Below are 17,435 nucleotides of genomic sequence, written 5' to 3'. Positions count from 1 at the left end.
GCAGCGTTCCGACCCCCCACGGAGGTAGCGCCCCGATGACCCTTTGGAAGGCATCAACCGCCCTGTTCGGTGCCGTCGCTCTGGCGGTGGTGACGGGCGGCGGCGCCTCGGCCGCGCCCGCCCCTTTCGCCACGCCTCTCTCGCCGGGCGGCTGGCAGGAGTCCGGCACCTCGTACGTCAACTCCCTCACCGGCAGCCAGGGGCTCGCGAGCCGCGCGGACGGCGGGCTCCTCCACCGGGGGCTCGGCTCGATTCCGCTCGCCCTGCGCGTCAAGGGCTGGGGGCACATAGGCGATCCCGACATCGCGGACGGGCACACCTTCGACGCCTACCAGGGCGGCGACGCCGCGAAGTCGAAGATGTTCGCGGTCACCACCCCGGGCGGGCAGCGCTACCTCTACGAGCATCAGCTCGACGCGGGCGAGAAGCTCAACAACTCCTTCGCCGCCGTCTCCCCGGACGCGCGCTGGCTGGTGTCCGGCGAGTGGGGCGACCAGAAGCGCCTCCAAGTCTTCCCCGCACCGCTGCTCAACCCCTCGACGCCGCCGGCCGGCGGGGCGCTCCCCCAGGCCGGGCAGATCACCCTCGACAGGCCCGTGAGGGACGTACAGGGCTGCGACTTCGTCTCCGCCACGCGGCTGGTGTGCGCCTCGAACGACGCGTCCAAGGAACTGTTCCCCGAGGACCGCCCGGTGCTCCAGGTCGATCTGGAGCGCGCGCTCGACGGGCGGCCCGTGACCGGCCGCGTCACCTCCCTCTTCGCCTCGCCGCGGCGCAGCGCCTGCGACGGGACTTTCGAGACGGAGGGCGTTGACTACGACGCCGTGCGCCGCACCCTGCGTGTCGAGGTGGTGCCGCCGCTGCCGTGCCTGGTGACGACGGCGGTGTACGCGTACAAGCCGACGACGGCCTGACAGGGCCGGCAGGGCCGACAGGGCCGGCAGGGCTGGCGCCGGGACGCCGTGTCCGCCTGACGGACACCACGTGTACGGCGCCGCCGAGCAGGGGAGGGTCGTGATCATGACACAGCAGGACCAGCAGACGGCCGACGACTCCCCCGCCCACGAGCGGCGCCCGGTACGGCAGTTGCTCGCCGCGTCGGTCGGCAACGCCGTGGAGTGGTACGACTGGTACGCGTACACCTTCCTCGCCACCTACATCGCCGATCAGGTCTTTCCCAAGAGCGCGGGGAACTCCCTGGTGCCGCTGCTCTCCACGTTCGCCGTCTTCGCCGTCGGCTTCTTCATGCGGCCGGTCGGCGGCCTGCTGATGGGCGCCGTCGCCGACCGGCGCGGCCGGCGGAGCGCGCTGACCGTCACCATCCTGCTGATGGGCGGCAGCAGTCTGCTGGTCGGCCTGACCCCCACCTACGCGTCCGTGGGCGTGCTCGCTCCCGTGGTGCTGGTCGCGGCGCGGCTGCTCCAAGGGCTCTCCGTGGGAGGCGAGTTCGCCGCGTCGACCACCTTTCTCGTGGAGTCGGCGGGCCCGGGGCGGCGCGGTCTGTTCTCCAGTTTCCAGTACGTCTCCACGACCGCCGGCCAGCTGGCCGCGTCGGGCGTCGCGGCACTGCTGGTCGCCACGCTCTCCGAGGGCCATATGGACGGCTGGGGCTGGCGGCTGCCCTTCCTGCTCGGGGCGGTGCTCAGCCTGGTCGGCTTCTGGATCAGGCAGGGCGCGTACGAGACACACGAGCCGCCCGCCGAACGGGGCGAGCGCCCCGGGCTCTTCGACGCCCTGCGCAGGCACCCGCGCCAGTCGCTGCTGATCTGCGGCATCACGGCGGGCGGCACCATCGCGTACTACACGTGGACGTCGTACCTGCCTACGTACGCCGAGCTGAACACCGACATCAGCAAGGGCCAGGCACTGCTCGCGGGTACGCTCTCGCTCGCGTTCTTCGCCCTGCTCCAGCCGCTCGGCGGCCTGCTCTCGGACCGCGTGGGGCGCAGGCCGCTGCTGCTGTTCTTCGGCATCGGCTTCGCGGCCCTCAGCGTGCCGCTGCTGAAGTCCCTCTCGGGGTCGTTCCTTTCGCTGCTGCTCGTGCAGGGTGCGGGGATGGTGCTGCTCACCGGATTCACGTCGATCTCGGCGGCGGTGAACGCGGAGGTGTTCCCCGCGAGGGTCCGCGCGGCCGGGATCGGCTTCCCGTACTCGCTGACCGTCGCGCTGTTCGGCGGTACGGCGCCGTACGTGGGGACCCTGTTCAAGGAGATCGGCTCCCCCGGGCTGTTCCCCGTGTACGTGGCCGTGCTGTGCCTCGTGTCGTCGGTGGTGTATCTGCGGTTGCCGGAGACGGCGCACAAGGACCTCGAACGGTAGGTGCCTGGCCGGCGGCCACCGGCCGCTCTTTTAGCGATGTCGATCTTGGGCATGCGTGGACGAGTGATCTTCGCCGGCGTTCATCGTGAGGGAGTGGAATGACCGTACCCACGCGCCCCATTCGACGCAGGGACCGGGAACGGCGCTTCGACCTGCGCGCGACCGCCCTGTTCTTCGTTCTCCTGGCTGTCGTCCTGTGCGGCGCGGTCTTCCTGGTGCGCGCCGCGGCCCGCATGGTCGAGAGCCGTCCCCTGTGGATCGGTTCACTCCTCGCCGTGGGCCTCGCCGCCGCCTTACTGGGCCGGTCCCGGTGGCGCCGCTTCTCCGCGGCGAGGTACGCGCGGCGCGCGGCCGAGGCGCTGGACGAGGCGGCCGAGCAGGCTTCCGAGATCCTTGAGCCGACAGCCGTACTTCCCGAGGCGCGGGTCGGCTACGTCGACTACACCGCGCTCGACGCCGACGCCTTCGAGCAGGCCATAGCGGACCTGTGCGCCCGGGACGCGTGCCGGGACGTCGATGTGGTGGGCGGAGCCTGCGACTTGGGCGCGGACGTCCTGGCCGTGACCCCCGACGGGCGCCGGGTCGTCATCCAGTGCAAGCGGTACGGCGAGGACAACAAGGTCGGATCACAGGACCTCCAGCGCTTCGGCGGTACCTGCTTCACCGTCCACGGCGCCGACGTGGCAGCGCTCGTCACCACGAGCGACTTCACCGCCCCTGCCCTCGAATACGCGCAGCAGTGCGGAATAGTCTGCGTGAACGGCGCGGACCTGGAGGCTTGGTGCGAAGGCACCGGGCCGTGCCCCTGGGAGCTCAGAGCATGATGAGCAGGCGCGTATTCGGCTTGAGTTTCCTGTTCACCGAGCGGCTCTGCACATAGACCTCCAGTTTGGGATTGTTGCCCGCCTTTACCGAGACGGTCCCCTGAATGCCCGTACCGAACAGAAGGCTGCGTGCCGCTTCTCCGGTATAGGCGCGGTCGGTGTCCTTCTCCACCACGATGACTTCCTTGTTCGGCTGGACCTGAGCGCGGGCGCCCAATTGGTAATAGCACGCGCCACGTTCGTACGTCACTCCCGGATGTGAATCGACGAAGGGACGGATCTCGGCCTCTTTGTCGACCTTCAGGAGCCGGTACTTGTTCGCCGGAATCGGTTCGAGGTTGGCCCGCACCTCGTCGATCGATATGTCCTGGCCGACGGCGAACAGATTCTTTGTGCCGCGGACACCCTTCTCGCGGGCCCGCAGGAAGCTGGTGGCGGCGGCGCGCACGGTGCCGATGGCCTCCTCGACGCCCTCCTGGGAATCCGCGTCCCAGATGGCGATGTTCCCGGCCGGGAAGCCGTAGTTCTGCGCGGTGCGCTTGGCCAGGGAGTTCGGGACGAGGATCGCGGAGGTCCAGTGGCCGGGGAGTCCGCCCATCTTGGCCGCGATCCTGTCGAGCCAGGGGCCGAGGATGGCCATGTCGCCGTCGTGCCGCCGGTCGCCGCCGGAGGCGTTCTCCTCGCCGTCCGTCACCACGATCTGGAGGAAGCTGTGCTCGCCGTATTCCTCCCATATGTGGCCCAGGTCGTCCAGGGACTTCAGTGAGGCTTCTATGAGTGCCGTCGCCCCATTGTTCACCCGGTACAGGCCGCGCATGGACGGAAGGTGCTTCACGTCCATGTCCCAGACCAGGTTCTCCACCCTGTGGTCGAACGAGTAGAGGCTGATGCGGGTCTCGTGGCCGAGGCTGTCCGATTCGGCCTTCAATCCCGCCACGAACTCGTCCACGACTCGCACGAGCTGATGCTCGTGCGGACGCATGGAACCCGAACAGTCCACTACCAGCGCGACGTGATTCACCTTGTGCTGAATCCTGTTGGCGGACATGCTGCTGCTCCTTCTCCCCAGGCTTACCGAGTGATTTCACTCTATGGGGAGGCACTGACAACGGCCCTCAGCGCTCCTCGGGCGCCGGCAGGATCTGCCGCAGCCGCGGGTCGGGGTGGAAGTCCCTGCGCCACTCGCGCGGGTACCCGACGGACGCCTCCACGTGCGGCACGCCGTCGTGCCAGGTCGTGCGCGGTATGTGCAGATGGCCGTAGACGACGGCCGCCGCGTCGTACTTCACGTGCCAGTCCGCGGTCAGCTCGGTGCCGCACCACAGGGCGAACTCCGGGTAGCGCAGGATGCGGGTGGGCTCGCGCAGCAGGGGCCAGTGGTTGATGAGGACGGTGGGCATCCCGGCGGGCCGCTCGGCGAGGCGCTCCTCGGTGAGCTTGACGCGCGCCCGCGACCAGTCGTCGCGGGTGGCGTAGGGGTCGGGGTGCAGGAAGTACTCGTCGGTGCAGACGACACCCGCCTCGTGCGCGACCGCGAGGGCCTCCTCCTTGGTCCGCGTCCCGCCGGGGCGGAAGCTGTAGTCGTAGAGGAGGAACAGCGGGGCCACGGTGACGGGCCCGCCCGCGCCGCGCCACACGGGGTAGGGGTCTTCGGGAGTGGCGACGCCCAGTTCGCGGCAGAGCGCGACGAGGTGCTGGTAGCGCTCCTCGCCGCGCAGCTGGACCGGGTCGTCCTTGGGCGTCCACAGCTCGTGGTTGCCGGGCGACCACACCACCTTGGCGAACCGCCCGGCGAGCGTGCTCAGCGCCCACTCGATGTCGGCCATGCGCTCGGCGACGTCACCGGCGACGATCAGCCAGTCCCCGTCCGTCTCCGGCCGAATGGTCTCGACGTACTTCCTGTTCTCCGCGTACGCGACGTGTAGGTCGCTGATCGCCAGCAGCTTCGGGGTGCTCTCGGATGCCATCACCGTGTGAGGCTAACCGAGTTGCCTCGTCAGTGGTGATCACCCTCGCCCCGCTGGATCGCCAGGTACTCCTCCGCCGTCGCCTTCGGCACCTGCGCCTTGGGGCCGTACATGGCGCGGGAGAGGCGTGAGCGCAGGCGTTCGGAGCGGGGGACCTTGCGGGCCACGCCGTTGGCGTCGACCAGGGGGCCGATCTCGTAGGGCTGGGGTTGTTCGTGGGCGGTCAGGCGGTACAGCTCCGCCTGGGGCAGGGGCTCGTGGATCTCGACGTACTCGCCGTGCGGCAGGCGTTTGATGGTGCCGGTCTCGCGGCCGTGGAGCACCTTCTCGCGGTCCCTGCGCTGGAGGCCGAGACAGATCCGGTGGGTGACGACGAAGGCGAGGACGGGCGCGACGAAGAAGGCGATCCGCACGAACCACGTGATGACGTTGATCGACAGGTGGAAGTGCGTGGCGACGATGTCGTTGCCGCCGCCGATCAGCAGCACGAAGTACAGCGTCAGCCAGGCGACGCCGAACCCGGTGCGCACCGGTGTGTTGCGGGGCCGGTCCGCGATGTGGTGCTCCCGCCTGTCGCCGGTGACCCAGGCCTCGACGAACGGGTAGACCGCGATGGCCGTCATGATCAGCGGGAAGAGCGCGAACGGGATGAAGACGCCGAGGGCGAGCGTGTGCCCCCAGATGTTGATCTCCCAGGCGGGCATCACCCGGATCAGCCCCTCGGAGAAGCCGAGGTACCAGTCGGGCTGGGCGCCGGTGGAGACCGTGTCGGGGCGGTAGGGGCCGATCGCCCAGACGGGGTTGATGGAGGCGACCGCACCCATGATCGCGAGTACGCCGAAGACGAGGAAGAAGAAGCCGCCGGCCTTGGCGATGTAGATGGGCAGGAACGGCGCGCCGACCACGTTCTTCTCGGTCTTTCCGGGCCCGGCGAACTGGGTGTGCTTGTGGTAGAAGACCAGGATCAGGTGCGCGACGACCAGCCCGAGCATGATGCCCGGCAGCAGCAGGATGTGGATCGGGTAGAACCGCGCCACGATGTCCTCGCCCGGGAACTCCCCGCCGAACAGGAAGAACGCGAGGTAGGTCCCGACGACGGGGATCGAGAGGATCGCGCCGTGCGCGAAGCGGACACCGGTGCCCGAGAGCAGGTCGTCGGGGAGCGAGTATCCGGTCAGGCCGGTGATGATGGCGAGCATCAACAGGGTCCAGCCGAAGAGCCAGTTGACCTCGCGTGGTTTGCGGAAGGCGCCGGTGAAGAACACCCGCATCATGTGGACCATCATGCCCGCGACGAAGACGAGCGCGGCCCAGTGGTGGATCTGCCGGATCAGCAGGCCGCCGCGCACCTCCAGGCTGATCTCCAGCGTGGACTCGAACGCCCTCGACACCTGGAGGCCCTTGAGCGGCACATAGGGACCGTCGTAGGTGACCTCGGCCATGCTCGGCTCGAAGAACAGGGTCAGGTAGGTGCCGGTGAGGATCAGGATCAGGAAGCTGTAGAGGCAGATCTCGCCGAACATGAACGACCAGTGATCCGGAAAGATCTTGCGCATCTGGCTCTTGGCCAGGGTGTTGATGCCAAGGCGCCCGTCCGCCCAGTCCGCGACCCGCTCCCCGCGCCCTGGCCGTCCTCGTCCTCCGCTTGCCCCGGTGCGCTCGATGCTTCCGCTCATGCGACTCCCTTTCAGGCGCTCTCCAGAGTAGGTCGCATGTATGACGGATCCAACAGGGCTGTTTGTGACAACCAGCCGCGAAATACCTCCCGTTCACCTCAGGAGGTACCGCTCGCAACCCTCGCCACGCAGCCTGCCCGGCGGCACCTTGCGGCCGAACGCGACGAGCAGCAGGTCCTGCGCCGCGCCCCGTACGGGGATGCCGCTGCCGTACGACCAGTCGAGGTCGTCGGCGTGCAGCGCGACGCCCGTGAGGTCGGCCCCGAAGAACCTGAGGCTCTTGGTGTCGACGGCGCCCAGGGGGATGCGCAGGCGCTCGGCCGGAACTGCTCGGTCCAGGCCGAGGGCGACGGTGACGTCGAGGCCGTGCACCACGTCGTGGGCCAGCGCGGAGGTGTAACCGCCGACCGGGGGCGTCCAGGGGTGGTGCGCGTTGTCCCGTATGTATGCGGCGAGCCGGGCGGGCGGGTAGGCGGCGGCGTCCGCGCGGGCGCGGCGGTCCGTCATGCGGTGCAGGCTGCCGCCCGCCTTGACGATGTCGAGGAGCGTCATGGGCAGGGAGCGGCGGAAACCGAGGGACATGTGCGCGACGACCTCGCGTACGCGCCAGCCCGCGCAGAGCGAGGGGGCGTCCCACTGGGCGGGGCTCAACCCGTCGAAGAGGCTAGCCAGTTCGCGGCGTTCGGCGGCGATCTCGGCACGGACGTGGCGCTCGTTCCCTGTCGTCTTTCGCATGACTCCAGGTTGATCAAGGCCCGGCGACAAGTCCAAGAGCTTCTTCTTCTCACCACTAGCATCATCCGTTATGGAACTCCGGCAACTCCAGTACTTCGTGGCCGTGGTCGAAGAGGCCAGCTTCACCCGTGCCGCCGCCCGGCTGCATCTGGCGCAGCCCGGAGTCAGCGCGCAAATACAGCGGCTCGAAAGGGAGTTGGGCCATCGGCTTCTGGACCGCGGCAGCCGTGCGGTGACACCGACGGAGGTGGGCCGGGCGGTGCTGCCCTACGCGCGGGCCGCGCTCGCCGCCACCGAGGGAGCGCGGGGCACGGCGGACGAGTTCGCGGGGCTGCTGCGCGGCCAGGTCGTCCTGGGGCTCGTGTCGGGCGCCGCCACCCAGGAGTTCGACGTGGTGTCCGTGGTCGCCGACTTCCACGACGCGCACCCTCGGGTGGAGATCTCCCTCACGGAGGACACCTCCGACCGGATGCTGGCCGCGGTGCGGCGGGGCGAGCTGGACATCGCGCTGCTCGGCCTGACGGCGGACGAGCCGCCGCCGGACGTGGCACTTGACATCGTGGTCGACGAGCCGCTGGTCGCGGCCGTGGCTCCCGGCGACCCCCTCCTGCACCCGGCGGGCCGCACCGAGGTGCCGCTTGCCGAGCTGGCGGGTCGGCCGCTGATCAGTCTGCCGCGCGGCACCGGTCTGCGCGGGGTGCTCGACGGGGCGTGCGCCGAGGCGGGTTTCAAGCCGCGCATCGCCTTCGAGGCGGCCTCCCCCGACGTCCTGACCCGGCTCGCCGCGCGCGGGCTCGGCGTGGCGGTGCTGCCCGCGCTGCCCGCGGGCATGGCCACCGGCCTGGGCCTGCGCACCCTGGTGATCACCGACCCGCGCCCGCGCGGACGCATAGCCCTGACCTGGCGCAAGGACGGCCCCGCGAGCCCAGCGGCCCGCGCGCTCCTGGACCGGCTGCGGGGTGAGCTGGGCGTGCCCTAAGGGGCGCGCGTCAGCCGGGCGGCGTGGGCGGCAGGCCCATCGCGAAGGAGTTCTGCGGGGTGCGGGACCGGACAGAAGTTACTTTTTGGTATGGCGTGACTTCCCATGCAGGCGGCAGTAGAACTCGTTTCAATTCAGTCAAACGTGAGGAAGGTCACATGGACTCAACAGCCAAGCACAACAAGGCATCTGAGGGGCTATCACGTCGGAGATTCCTGGCCGGAACGAGTTCCATTCTCGGTGCCGTCGCACTCACGGGCCACACCGCACCGGCCCGCGCCCTCGACGGCGCCCGCGCCCCCGCCCTGGTGATCGGCACCGGCTACGGCGGCGCCGTCGCCGCCCTCCGGCTCGCCGAGGCGGGCGTCGACGTGCACATGGCCGAGATGGGCATGGCCTGGGACACCCCGGGCTCCGACGGCAAGATCTTCGCCAACACCACTCGCCCGGACGTCCGTTCCTTCTGGCTGCGCACCAGGACCAAGCAGCCGCTGAGCAACTTCCTCGGCTTCCCGCTCGACAAGGACGTGCCGCGCCACACGGGGATCCTGGACGCCGAGGAGTTCGGCGGCATCACCGTCTACCAGGGCCGGGGCGTCGGCGGCGGCTCGCTGGTCAACGGCGGCATGGCGGTGACGCCTCGGCGGGAGAACTTCGCCGCCGTGCTCCCCTCGGTCAACGCGAGTGAGATGTACGGCACTTACTACCCGCGCGCCAACGCGGCCCTCGGGGTGAGCACCATCGACCCCGGCTGGTTCGAGACGGCCGAGTGCTACCAGTACGCCCGGGTCGGCCGCAAGCACGCGCAGCGCTCCGGCTTCCCGTTCGTCTTCGTGCCCGACGTGTACGACTGGGACTACATGAAGCGGGAGCAGGCGGGCACCGCCACCAGGTCGGCGCTCGCCGGGGAGATCCTCTACGGCAACAACCACGGCAAGAAGTCCCTCCAACAGACCTATCTCGCCCGCGCGAAGGCGACCGGCCGGGTCACCATCTCCCCGCTGCACAAGGTCACTTCGGTCACGCCGGCGGCCGGTGGCGGCTACACCGTCACCATCGACCAGATCAACACCGGTGGCGACACCGTCGCCACCAAGGAGATGACGGCCGACAAGGTCTTCTTCGCGGCGGGCAGCGTCGGCACCAGCAAGCTCCTGGTCAAGCTGAGGGCGACCGGAGCGCTGCCGCGCCTCAACGGCGAGGTCGGCAAGGGCTGGGGCGACAACGGCAACGTGATGTGCGGCCGCGCCAACCACATGTGGGACGCCACCGGCAGTCTCCAGTCGTCCATTCCCACGGCGGGCATCGACAACTGGGCCGCGGGCGGCGCGTTCGCCGAGGTGGCGCCGCTGCCGACCGGGATCGAGACGTACGCGTCGTTCTATCTGTCGATCACCAAGAACCCGCACCGCGCCGAGTTCTCCTGGAACGCGGCGACGGGCCGGGCGGAGCTGAACTGGCAGACCGCCTGGAAGCAGCCCTCCATCGATGCCGCCAGGACCATCTTCGACAAGATCAACGCCAAGGAGGGCACGATCTACCGCACCGATCTCTTCGGCGCGTACAAGATCTGGGGCGACCACCTCACGTACCACCCGCTGGGCGGCGCGGTCCTCGACAGGGCCACCGACAACTACGGCCGCCTGCACGGCCATCCGGGGCTCTACGTCATCGACGGCGCGCTGATCCCCGGCAACACCAGCGTCAATCCGTTCGTGACCATCACGGCGCTCGCCGAACGGAACATCGAGAAGATCATCGCCGCCGACCTGTGAGGGGCCACGACCCGCGGGCTCTCAGGGCTTGGGCAGCACGCACACCGTGTCGAGGCCGAGCACGTGGTTGAGCCGGCCGAACGCCAGCCACGACCCGATGCTCATGCTCAGCTCCACGATCTCGGCCTGACTGTAGTGCGCGGTCATCCGCGCCCAGAACTCCTCGTCGAGGTGGTGGTGGTCGAGGGCGTACCGCTCGGCGTACTCCGCGGCCAGCCTCGTGCGGTCGTCGAAGGCGTCGGTGGTACGCCACCGGGTCACCGCGTCGGCGAACTCCTCCTCGACCTTGTGCCCGTCGCGCTCGGTGCGCCAGTCGAGGCAGAAGACGCATCCGTTGATCTGGGCGATCCGCAGCCGCGCCGCCTCGAACTCGCGCAGGCCGAGGGTCGTATGGGCGTACACCGCGAGCGAGAAGCCGGACGCTGCCGCGCCGATCTCGGGGACCATCTCGCCCCACACGTACGCGATGGCGTCCTGCCCCTCGGGGATGTCGATGCGCGGGCCTTCACCCATGGGTCACTTCCTTCCGAGCCGGCCCGCCGCCGGGCGCAGCGGGACGTCGAGCGCGTCGTAGAGGCCGGGTCCGGCGTCCACGAGCCAGTCGATGGCGTTGACCAGCCGGCCGACGGCGGTGGCGTTGCCGCCCGCGGAACGGTTCTCGTCCTCGTCGGTGGCCTCGACCGTGACCTCGATGCGGGGGCGGCCCTCGACGATGACGCGGTGGGCGCCGGAGCCGCCGCCGGGCGGGGAGGGCCAGTCCGGCGCGCAGGACGGGTGGATGCGGGTGATGTGCTCGATGACGATGCGGGGTTCGCCCCCGACGACGCCCCGCACCTCGAAGCGGACGGCGCCCTGGGTGCCCGCGGCGAACTCCCCCATCGTCCGCGTGCTCACCGTCGTGTCGAGGGCGCGCCGTTCCAACGTCTCGCGTATGGCCGTGAGTTCGGCGCCGAGCGCCCTCGCCATCAGGCGCACCTGGCCGCCCCACACCATCGTCGGGACCGAGGGAGCGAGCATCGGCGGCTCGTACTCCATCGGGTGCCCCATGCCGATCAGGTCGCGGACCGAGCCCTCCTGGTCGTACGTGGTGTAGTCGAAGATCTCCTGGCAGCGGATCGCGTCGATGGTGGTGCCGACCCCGCTGAGCAGCAGGGGCAGTACGTCGTTGCCCCAGCCGGGGTCCACTCCGGAGGCGAAGAGCGAGCCGCCGCCCTCCGCGACGGCCGCGAGGACCGGGTCCCTGAACTCCGGGGGCGCGCCGCGCCGGTCGTAGAGGGGGTAGAGGGCGGGCGTGACGACCACCGCCCCCGCCCGGACCGCCCTGACCACGTCGTCGAGTGCCTCGGCAGGGCGCAGGTCGCCGGAGGCCGCGTACACCACCGCGCGCGGTCGGGTGGCGAGCACCGCGTCGGCGTCGTCGGTCGCCGGCACACCCAAACTCCGTCCTAGACAAGCAAGTTCGCCCGCGTCGCGGCCGACCTTGTCCGGGCTGTGCACGACGACCGCCGCGAGCGTCAGCACCGGGTGGGCCTCGACGGCGCGGACGGCCGCGCGGCCGACGTTGCCGGTGCCCCAGACCACCGTGGGAATCATGCGCGGAGGGTAGCGGCAGGGCCTGACGGATGACAGGGCCAAGGAGGCGCTTATCCAGGCGTGTTGGGCGCGTCTCCTGGTGGAGATACGTGCCGTTCCACGACTCCGCGAAGTCATGTGCCACAGGTACGCTGAACACATGCTCCTGGGGCGTTCCTTGGAATGCGCACGTCTTCTCGCCCTCATCGACAAGGCACGCGGGGGCGAGAGCGGCGCCCTGCTCATCCGCGGGGAGGCCGGGATCGGCAAGACAAGCCTCGTCACCTATGTGGCCGGGCAGGCCGACGACCTGCTGCGGCTCGGCACCCGGGGCGTCGAGGTCGAGTCGGACCTGCCCTATGTGGGCCTCGCCGATCTGCTGCGGCCCGTGCTGCACTTCCTCGACCGCATCCCGGAGCGCCAGGCCGCCGCGCTCACCGGCGCGCTGGCGCTCGGCCCCGCCGTCGCCCAGGACCGTTTCGCGGTGGCCGCGGGGACGCTCAGCCTGCTCGGCGCGCTCGCCGAGGAGGGCCCGGTCCTCGTCACCGTCGACGACGCGCAGTGGCTCGACCCGTACTCCCTGGACGCCCTCGCCTTCGCCACCCGCAGGCTCGGCCGCGAGGGTGTCGTCGTGCTCTTCACCTCGCGCGACGAACTGGCGGGGCCGGCGTCCCGGCTCGCCTCCGTGGAGACCATGACCCTCGACGGCCTCGACGCCGAGTCCGCGCACCGCCTGATCGCCGAGGAGGGCACCGCGGAACTGACCGAACGGGAGGCGGCCCGGCTCCTCGCGGAGGCGCGCGGCAACCCCCTGGCCCTGATCGAACTGCCCGCCCTGCTCGCCGGGAGCGGCGCGGGCGACGACGGCGACTCCCAGGCGCCCCTGCCGATCGGTGAACTCCTCGCCCACACCTTCGGCAGCGCGGTGGCCCGGCTGCCCCCGGAGGCGCAGGACGCGATGCTGCTCCTCGCGGTCCTCGGGACGAGGCCGCTGGCCGGCACCGAGGCGGCGCTGCGGACGCACGGCCTCAGCTATGAGTCACTGGAGGCGGCCGAGGCGGCGGGCCTGGTCGTCGAGGAGCAGGACGGATACGCCTTCCGGCACCCCCTGGTCCGCTCGGCGGTCTACCACGGCGCGACCCCCGTGCGCAGACGCCGCGCCCACCACGCCATCGCCCGCTCCCTGCAAGGCGCCACCGCACCCGCCCTTGAGCAGTACGCGTGGCATCTGGCCGCCTCGGGCGCGGAGCCGGACGAGCATGTGGCGTCACTCCTGGAGAACGCGGCGGCCGGGGCGCCCGACACCCTGGCGTATCCCCTGGCCTCCCGGTTGTACGAGCGGGCCGCGCGGTTCACGCCCGCCGGACAGCGCAAGGCGGAGCGGCTGCTGTGCGCCGCCCGTGCCTCGCAGGCCGCCGGGTCCCTCGACGAGGCCGCCGCGATCCTGGACCGCGCCCTGGAGCACGCCGAACAGCTCGGTACGCGGCTCGACATCCGCCAGCTGCGCTGCTACCTCGACGTGCAGCGCGGGCAGCCGACCCGCTCGCGCGAGCTGCTGCGGGCCGCGGTCGAAGAGGCGGAGAAGGTCGACCCGGCGCTCGCCGCGGTCATGCTCGGCGGCATCGCGCTCACCGACCTCGCGGTCGGGGACCTCACCGCGGCCCGCGGCAGCTCCGCGGCGGCGATGGCACTGGCCGACTCCGCCCACCAGACGCTGCTGCCGGTGCGGCTCCTGCGCACCTTGGTGCTGCTGCTCGGCGGTGACGCGGACGCGGGCCGCACGCTCCTGCGCGAGCTGGCGGGCCCCCTCGCCTCACCCGACCCGGCGTTCCCCTATCCGCTCTCCGGTGTGGGCGGCCTCTGTCATCTCGCGGCGGAGGAACTCGACGAGGCGCACGGGCTGCTGGACCGCGCCGCGTACACCGCGCGCGGCTCCAGCGCGGTGGGTCTCCTCTCGCACCTGCTGTGCACGCTGTCCGTGGTGGAGTTCTGGCGGGGCCGCTGGAGCGCCTCGCTCGCGCAGGCAGACGAGGCGGTGCGCCTCGCGGAGGCCACCGGGCGTCTCATCGAGGTGCCGCGCGGCCTCGCCGCCCTCGCCAGGACCGAGGCCGCGCTCCACCGCGAGGCGGACTGCCGGCGGCACGCGGCGCAGGCCATGGAGTGGGCGGCCTCCACCGAGCTGCCGATGGACGCGGCGCGGGCGCGCGGCGCGCTCGGCCTTTTGGAGCTGGGCCTCGGCCGCTTCGAGGAGGCGGTGCACCGCCTGGAGGAGGTGCGGGCCTTCTCCCGCACACACGGCCGGGGCGATGGCCTGTATCTGACGTGGGCGGCGGACCTCGCGGACGCGTACGTCCATCTGCACATGACCGCCGAGGCCCGCGAGGTGCTCGACGTCCTGGAGCACGAGGCGGGGCGCGGGCACCGTCCGGTCACCGCGGGGGCCGCGGCGCGCTGTCGCGGTCTGCTCGAACCGGACTCCGCCGAGCACCACATGCGGCGCTCCCTCGCGCTGCTCGCCGAGCGCCCCGTGCCCTTCGAGCGGGGGCGCACCGAGTTCGCGTGGGGTGAGCAGCTGCGCAGGCAGGGCAGGCGCAGCGAGGCCCGTCGCCTGCTGGAGCGGGCCCTCGCCACGTTCGAGCGGCTCGGGGCGACGGGGTGGGCGGCGCGCGTGGCCGCCGAGCTGCACGCGGCGGGCGGCACCGAAGTGCGCCCGGAGCGGGCCCCGTTGGAGCGGCTGACGCCGCAGGAGATGCAGGTCGCGCTGGTGGTCGGGCGGGGCCTGACCAACCACGAGGTGGCGGAGCGGCTCTTCCTCAGCGTCAAGACGGTCGAGTTCCACCTGAGCAACATCTACCGCAAGCTCGACGGTGTGCATCGCAGGGCGCAGCTCGTGCGGTTGCTGGCGCGGGCGACGGAGGCCACGGAGGCCTCGGCGGTCTGAACCCGGGGTCCGGGGATCCGACCCGTGGGGTCCGGTGGCTGACCCGTGGGGCCCGGGAATCTCGCGTGGCGCCCGGACTGTCACGCGCCCCGAGCGGGGGTGCCTCGCACCGGCACCCCCTCCCCCGCCTCGCGACGGTCACTCCCCGTCCGCGGACGGCCCGTCCAGACGTACACCCCCGTAGTACGTCCGGCCACCGGTACCTCTTCCCCGTATTTCCCCGTACCGGTGTTCCGGGCCCGCCGCGGCTTCGCGACCGTGGCTCCACCATGGACCCGTACGGGCCCGGGGTCGACCGTGAAAACCCTGGGGTCCCGGTTCGGAATCCGGGGTGGGCGCCGGGGGCCCGCGGGCCGGGCGTGACGGTGGGGGCCCGTCTCGCCGGGCAGGGGTGCGGTGAGCCGGTGGTTCCGCCGTTCAACCACCGTGGGCGGGGGCGCGTCCCAGGGTTTTCCTCGGGGGCTCGCCGGGGGCCGGGGCGTTCGGTGTCAACCAAGGGTTGACGGTCACCGAACTGTCAACCTACGGTTGTCACATGACGCATGCAGACCGCACCACACCCGCGCCCACGGTCCGCCTCGACGACCTCATCGACGCCATCAAGAAGGTCCACACCGACGCCCTCGACCAGCTCTCCGACGCGGTCATCGCCGCCGATCACCTGGGTGACGTCGCCGACCACCTCATCGGCCACTTCGTGGACCAGGCCCGCCGCTCGGGCGCCTCCTGGACCGACATCGGCAAGAGCATGGGCGTCACCCGGCAGGCCGCCCAGAAGCGGTTCGTGCCCAAGAAGCCGGACGAGCCCAACGACCTCGACCCGAACCAGGGTTTCAGCCGCTTCACCCCCAGGGCCAGGAACGTCGTGATGGCCGCGCACAACGAAGCCAAGGCGGCCCACCACGACGAGATCCGCACCGAGCACCTGGTCCTGGGCCTGCTGAGTGAGCCGGACGGCGTCGCCGCCAAGGCGATCACGGCACAGGGCGTCGCCCTGGAGGACGTACGCCGGGCGGCCCTGGACGCCCTGCCAGCTACGGCCGACGAGGTGCCCGAGCTCGTGCCGTACGACGCGGGGGCCCGCAAGGTGCTCGAACTGACCTTCCGCGAAGCGCTGCGCCTCGGCCACCACCACGTCGGGACCGAGCACATCCTGCTGGCCCTGGTCGAGTCCGAGGACGGCAGAGGTCCGCTCACGGGTCTCGGCCTGGGCAGGGACGGTCTCTCGGCCTCGATCGCCGAGTTCCTGGCGGACGCGACCTCGGCATGACCGCGGCCCGACGCCGGTCTGCCACCGGCGAATACACCCCCAACTCCGTTGTCGTCCAGCCCCGTTGACAGCCGCCTCGGCGCTCCCTAACGTCGCAAGGACCGTCTCGAACAGCGAAAACGCACAGTGACCTTGCGTGGGGGGTTCGTGAACAGCACATCCGGTGCCGGTGACCTCAGGGGCGACATCGATGGCGCCCTCAAGAGGGCAGCCCCCCAAAATCGTGAAGGCCTGCCGATCGTCAGTCTTGATCAGGCGCACTCACCACAGAAGGTCCTGGCCCACGGCGAGTTGCTGCGCCGGTTCGTCGCGGGCCAGGAGATCAAGCCAGTCCATATGCGGATCGGCATCATGGGCGCCTGCAATATGCGATGCCATTTCTGCAACTTCCACTCCCCCAACGAAGAGCAGTTCTACGACCTGTTCTCGTTCAAGGACTCGATCGCCACCGACAAGGCGGTCACCCTGCTGCGCGAGTTCGCCGCGAACGACGGCCGGGCCGTGACGTTCTGCGGCAGCGGCGAGTGCACCATCCACCCGGGGTACACCGGCATCTGCCGGGCCGGGCACACCGCGGGGCTGCGGATCGGCCTGATCACCAACGGCTCGCGGCTCGGCCGCCCCGAGGTCGCCGCCTGCGTCGCCGAGACCCACACCTGGGTCCGCATCGGCCTGAACGCGGGCACGGAAGCGACCTTCGACGACATCACCCGGGACCGGGAGCAGACGTTCTCGCGGTTCGTCGGCTCGGTCGGCAGGCTCAGGGAGAGCGCGGCCGACCCCGACTTCCGCATCGGCTTCAACTACGTGATCACCCTGCGGAATTACCGGGAGATTCTCCAGGCGGCCCATATCGCCCTGGAATCCGGAGCGCATTACGTGCGCTTCGAGCCGGAGTTCTACAGCGCGCTCGGCCACGACACCATCGAATCGGTGATGCCGGAGATCTCCGAGTCGCTCACCAGGGCCGCCGCTCTGTCCACCGACGCCTTCGAGGTTTCGGTGCCCAAGCTGGACCGCGGCCCGATGGACCAGATCGACGAGGTCGAGGGTGACTTCGAGCGCTGCCACTACAGCCGTTTCGTCACGGCGGTCGGCGCCGACGGAAATCTCTACCCGTGCCCTCAGGTGCATCTCAACAGCCGCTATCTCATCGGCAATGTCGTAGAACAGGGATACGCCGAAGTACTCGAAGGCGGCCCGCGCGCCGCCTGGGAGGCTTCCAATCCGCGCAGGACCGACCTGTGCAAATCGTGTTTCTACCGCCCGCAGAACGAACTCCTGGAACTCCTCCAACGCGGCCGGATCGCACTGGACGAGGCGCTCGACGCGTACGCGCTGGAAGTGCCCACAACCCTGCACGGCGATTTCGTCTGA

14 protein-coding genes are annotated in these 17,435 nt (G+C 70.6%); 8 read left to right on the top strand and 6 right to left on the bottom strand.

All coding sequences use genetic code 11. The features are described 5' to 3' along the window. Positions 1-35: 35 nt before the first annotated feature. The 3 genes from CP975_RS30735 (at position 36) to CP975_RS30725 (ending at position 3,143) form a co-directional block, all read left to right on the top strand. A complete protein-coding gene (locus tag CP975_RS30735) occupies positions 36-914 on the top strand; it encodes a hypothetical protein (protein WP_055533454.1) in 879 nt (292 codons plus the stop codon). A 106-nt stretch (positions 915-1,020) separates the two neighbouring features. Further along, positions 1,021-2,319 carry an MFS transporter gene (locus tag CP975_RS30730; protein ID WP_055533486.1) on the top strand — a complete coding sequence of 433 codons (1,299 nt, stop codon included), beginning with the start codon at positions 1,021-1,023 and terminating at the stop codon, positions 2,317-2,319. Between the two features lie 98 nt (positions 2,320-2,417). Beyond that, positions 2,418-3,143, top strand: coding sequence for a restriction endonuclease (locus CP975_RS30725; RefSeq protein WP_055533457.1), 726 nt, complete (start codon positions 2,418-2,420; stop codon positions 3,141-3,143). Here the strand turns inward: CP975_RS30725 and CP975_RS30720 are convergent. From CP975_RS30720 to CP975_RS30705, 4 genes are all read right to left on the bottom strand, one after another. Further along, the gene (locus CP975_RS30720; RefSeq protein ID WP_055533459.1) at positions 3,133-4,191 is read right to left on the bottom strand and encodes a vWA domain-containing protein; all 1,059 of its coding nucleotides are present in this window, start codon (positions 4,189-4,191) and stop codon (positions 3,133-3,135) included. The two genes, CP975_RS30725 and CP975_RS30720, sit on opposite strands and share 11 nt — an antisense overlap. Positions 4,192-4,258: 67 nt before the next feature. Beyond that, the gene (locus CP975_RS30715; RefSeq protein ID WP_055533470.1) at positions 4,259-5,110 is read right to left on the bottom strand and encodes a metallophosphoesterase family protein; all 852 of its coding nucleotides are present in this window, start codon (positions 5,108-5,110) and stop codon (positions 4,259-4,261) included. Between the two features lie 29 nt (positions 5,111-5,139). After that, positions 5,140-6,786, bottom strand: a complete 1,647-nt coding sequence (gene qcrB, locus CP975_RS30710; RefSeq protein ID WP_030786038.1) for a cytochrome bc1 complex cytochrome b subunit — start codon at positions 6,784-6,786, stop codon at positions 5,140-5,142. 93 nt (positions 6,787-6,879) lie between these two features. Next, the gene (locus tag CP975_RS30705; RefSeq protein WP_055533472.1) at positions 6,880-7,521 is read right to left on the bottom strand and encodes a maleylpyruvate isomerase family mycothiol-dependent enzyme; all 642 of its coding nucleotides are present in this window, start codon (positions 7,519-7,521) and stop codon (positions 6,880-6,882) included. A gap of 70 nt (positions 7,522-7,591) precedes the next feature. On the opposite strand from CP975_RS30705, the gene CP975_RS30700 reads away from it, so the two are divergent. Beyond that, the gene (locus tag CP975_RS30700) at positions 7,592-8,500 is read left to right on the top strand and encodes a LysR family transcriptional regulator (RefSeq protein WP_055533479.1); all 909 of its coding nucleotides are present in this window, start codon (positions 7,592-7,594) and stop codon (positions 8,498-8,500) included. 158 nt (positions 8,501-8,658) lie between these two features. Beyond that, entirely contained in the window at positions 8,659-10,275 is a 1,617-nt protein-coding gene (locus tag CP975_RS30695) for a GMC oxidoreductase (RefSeq protein WP_199783116.1), read from the top strand. A gap of 21 nt (positions 10,276-10,296) precedes the next feature. Here CP975_RS30695 and CP975_RS30690 read toward each other — a convergent pair whose 3' ends face one another. Then, on the bottom strand, positions 10,297-10,788 hold the full coding sequence (locus tag CP975_RS30690; RefSeq protein WP_055533481.1) for a carboxymuconolactone decarboxylase family protein: 492 nt from the start codon (positions 10,786-10,788) through the stop codon (positions 10,297-10,299). 3 nt (positions 10,789-10,791) lie between these two features. Then, positions 10,792-11,868, bottom strand: a complete 1,077-nt coding sequence (locus CP975_RS30685) for an NAD(P)H-dependent amine dehydrogenase family protein (RefSeq protein WP_055533492.1) — start codon at positions 11,866-11,868, stop codon at positions 10,792-10,794. A gap of 139 nt (positions 11,869-12,007) precedes the next feature. Between CP975_RS30685 and CP975_RS30680 the strand changes: the two genes are divergently transcribed. The 3 genes from CP975_RS30680 (at position 12,008) to CP975_RS30670 (ending at position 17,435) form a co-directional block, all read left to right on the top strand. After that, positions 12,008-14,788: a helix-turn-helix transcriptional regulator gene (locus tag CP975_RS30680; protein WP_167532757.1), complete on the top strand. Its 2,781-nt coding sequence runs from the start codon at positions 12,008-12,010 to the stop codon at positions 14,786-14,788. 535 nt (positions 14,789-15,323) lie between these two features. Then, positions 15,324-16,058, top strand: coding sequence for a Clp protease N-terminal domain-containing protein (locus CP975_RS30675; RefSeq protein ID WP_055534018.1), 735 nt, complete (start codon positions 15,324-15,326; stop codon positions 16,056-16,058). Positions 16,059-16,205: 147 nt separating this feature from the next. Beyond that, positions 16,206-17,435 (top strand): radical SAM protein, encoded by a 1,230-nt coding sequence (locus tag CP975_RS30670; RefSeq protein ID WP_246201687.1) that lies wholly within the window; start codon positions 16,206-16,208, stop codon positions 17,433-17,435.

The sequence above is a fragment of the Streptomyces alboniger genome, from assembly GCF_008704395.1.
Taxonomy (GTDB): domain Bacteria; phylum Actinomycetota; class Actinomycetes; order Streptomycetales; family Streptomycetaceae; genus Streptomyces; species Streptomyces alboniger.
The sequence above is the reverse complement of the archived record's forward strand: the minus strand, read 5'-3'. Positions and strand labels throughout refer to the sequence as shown.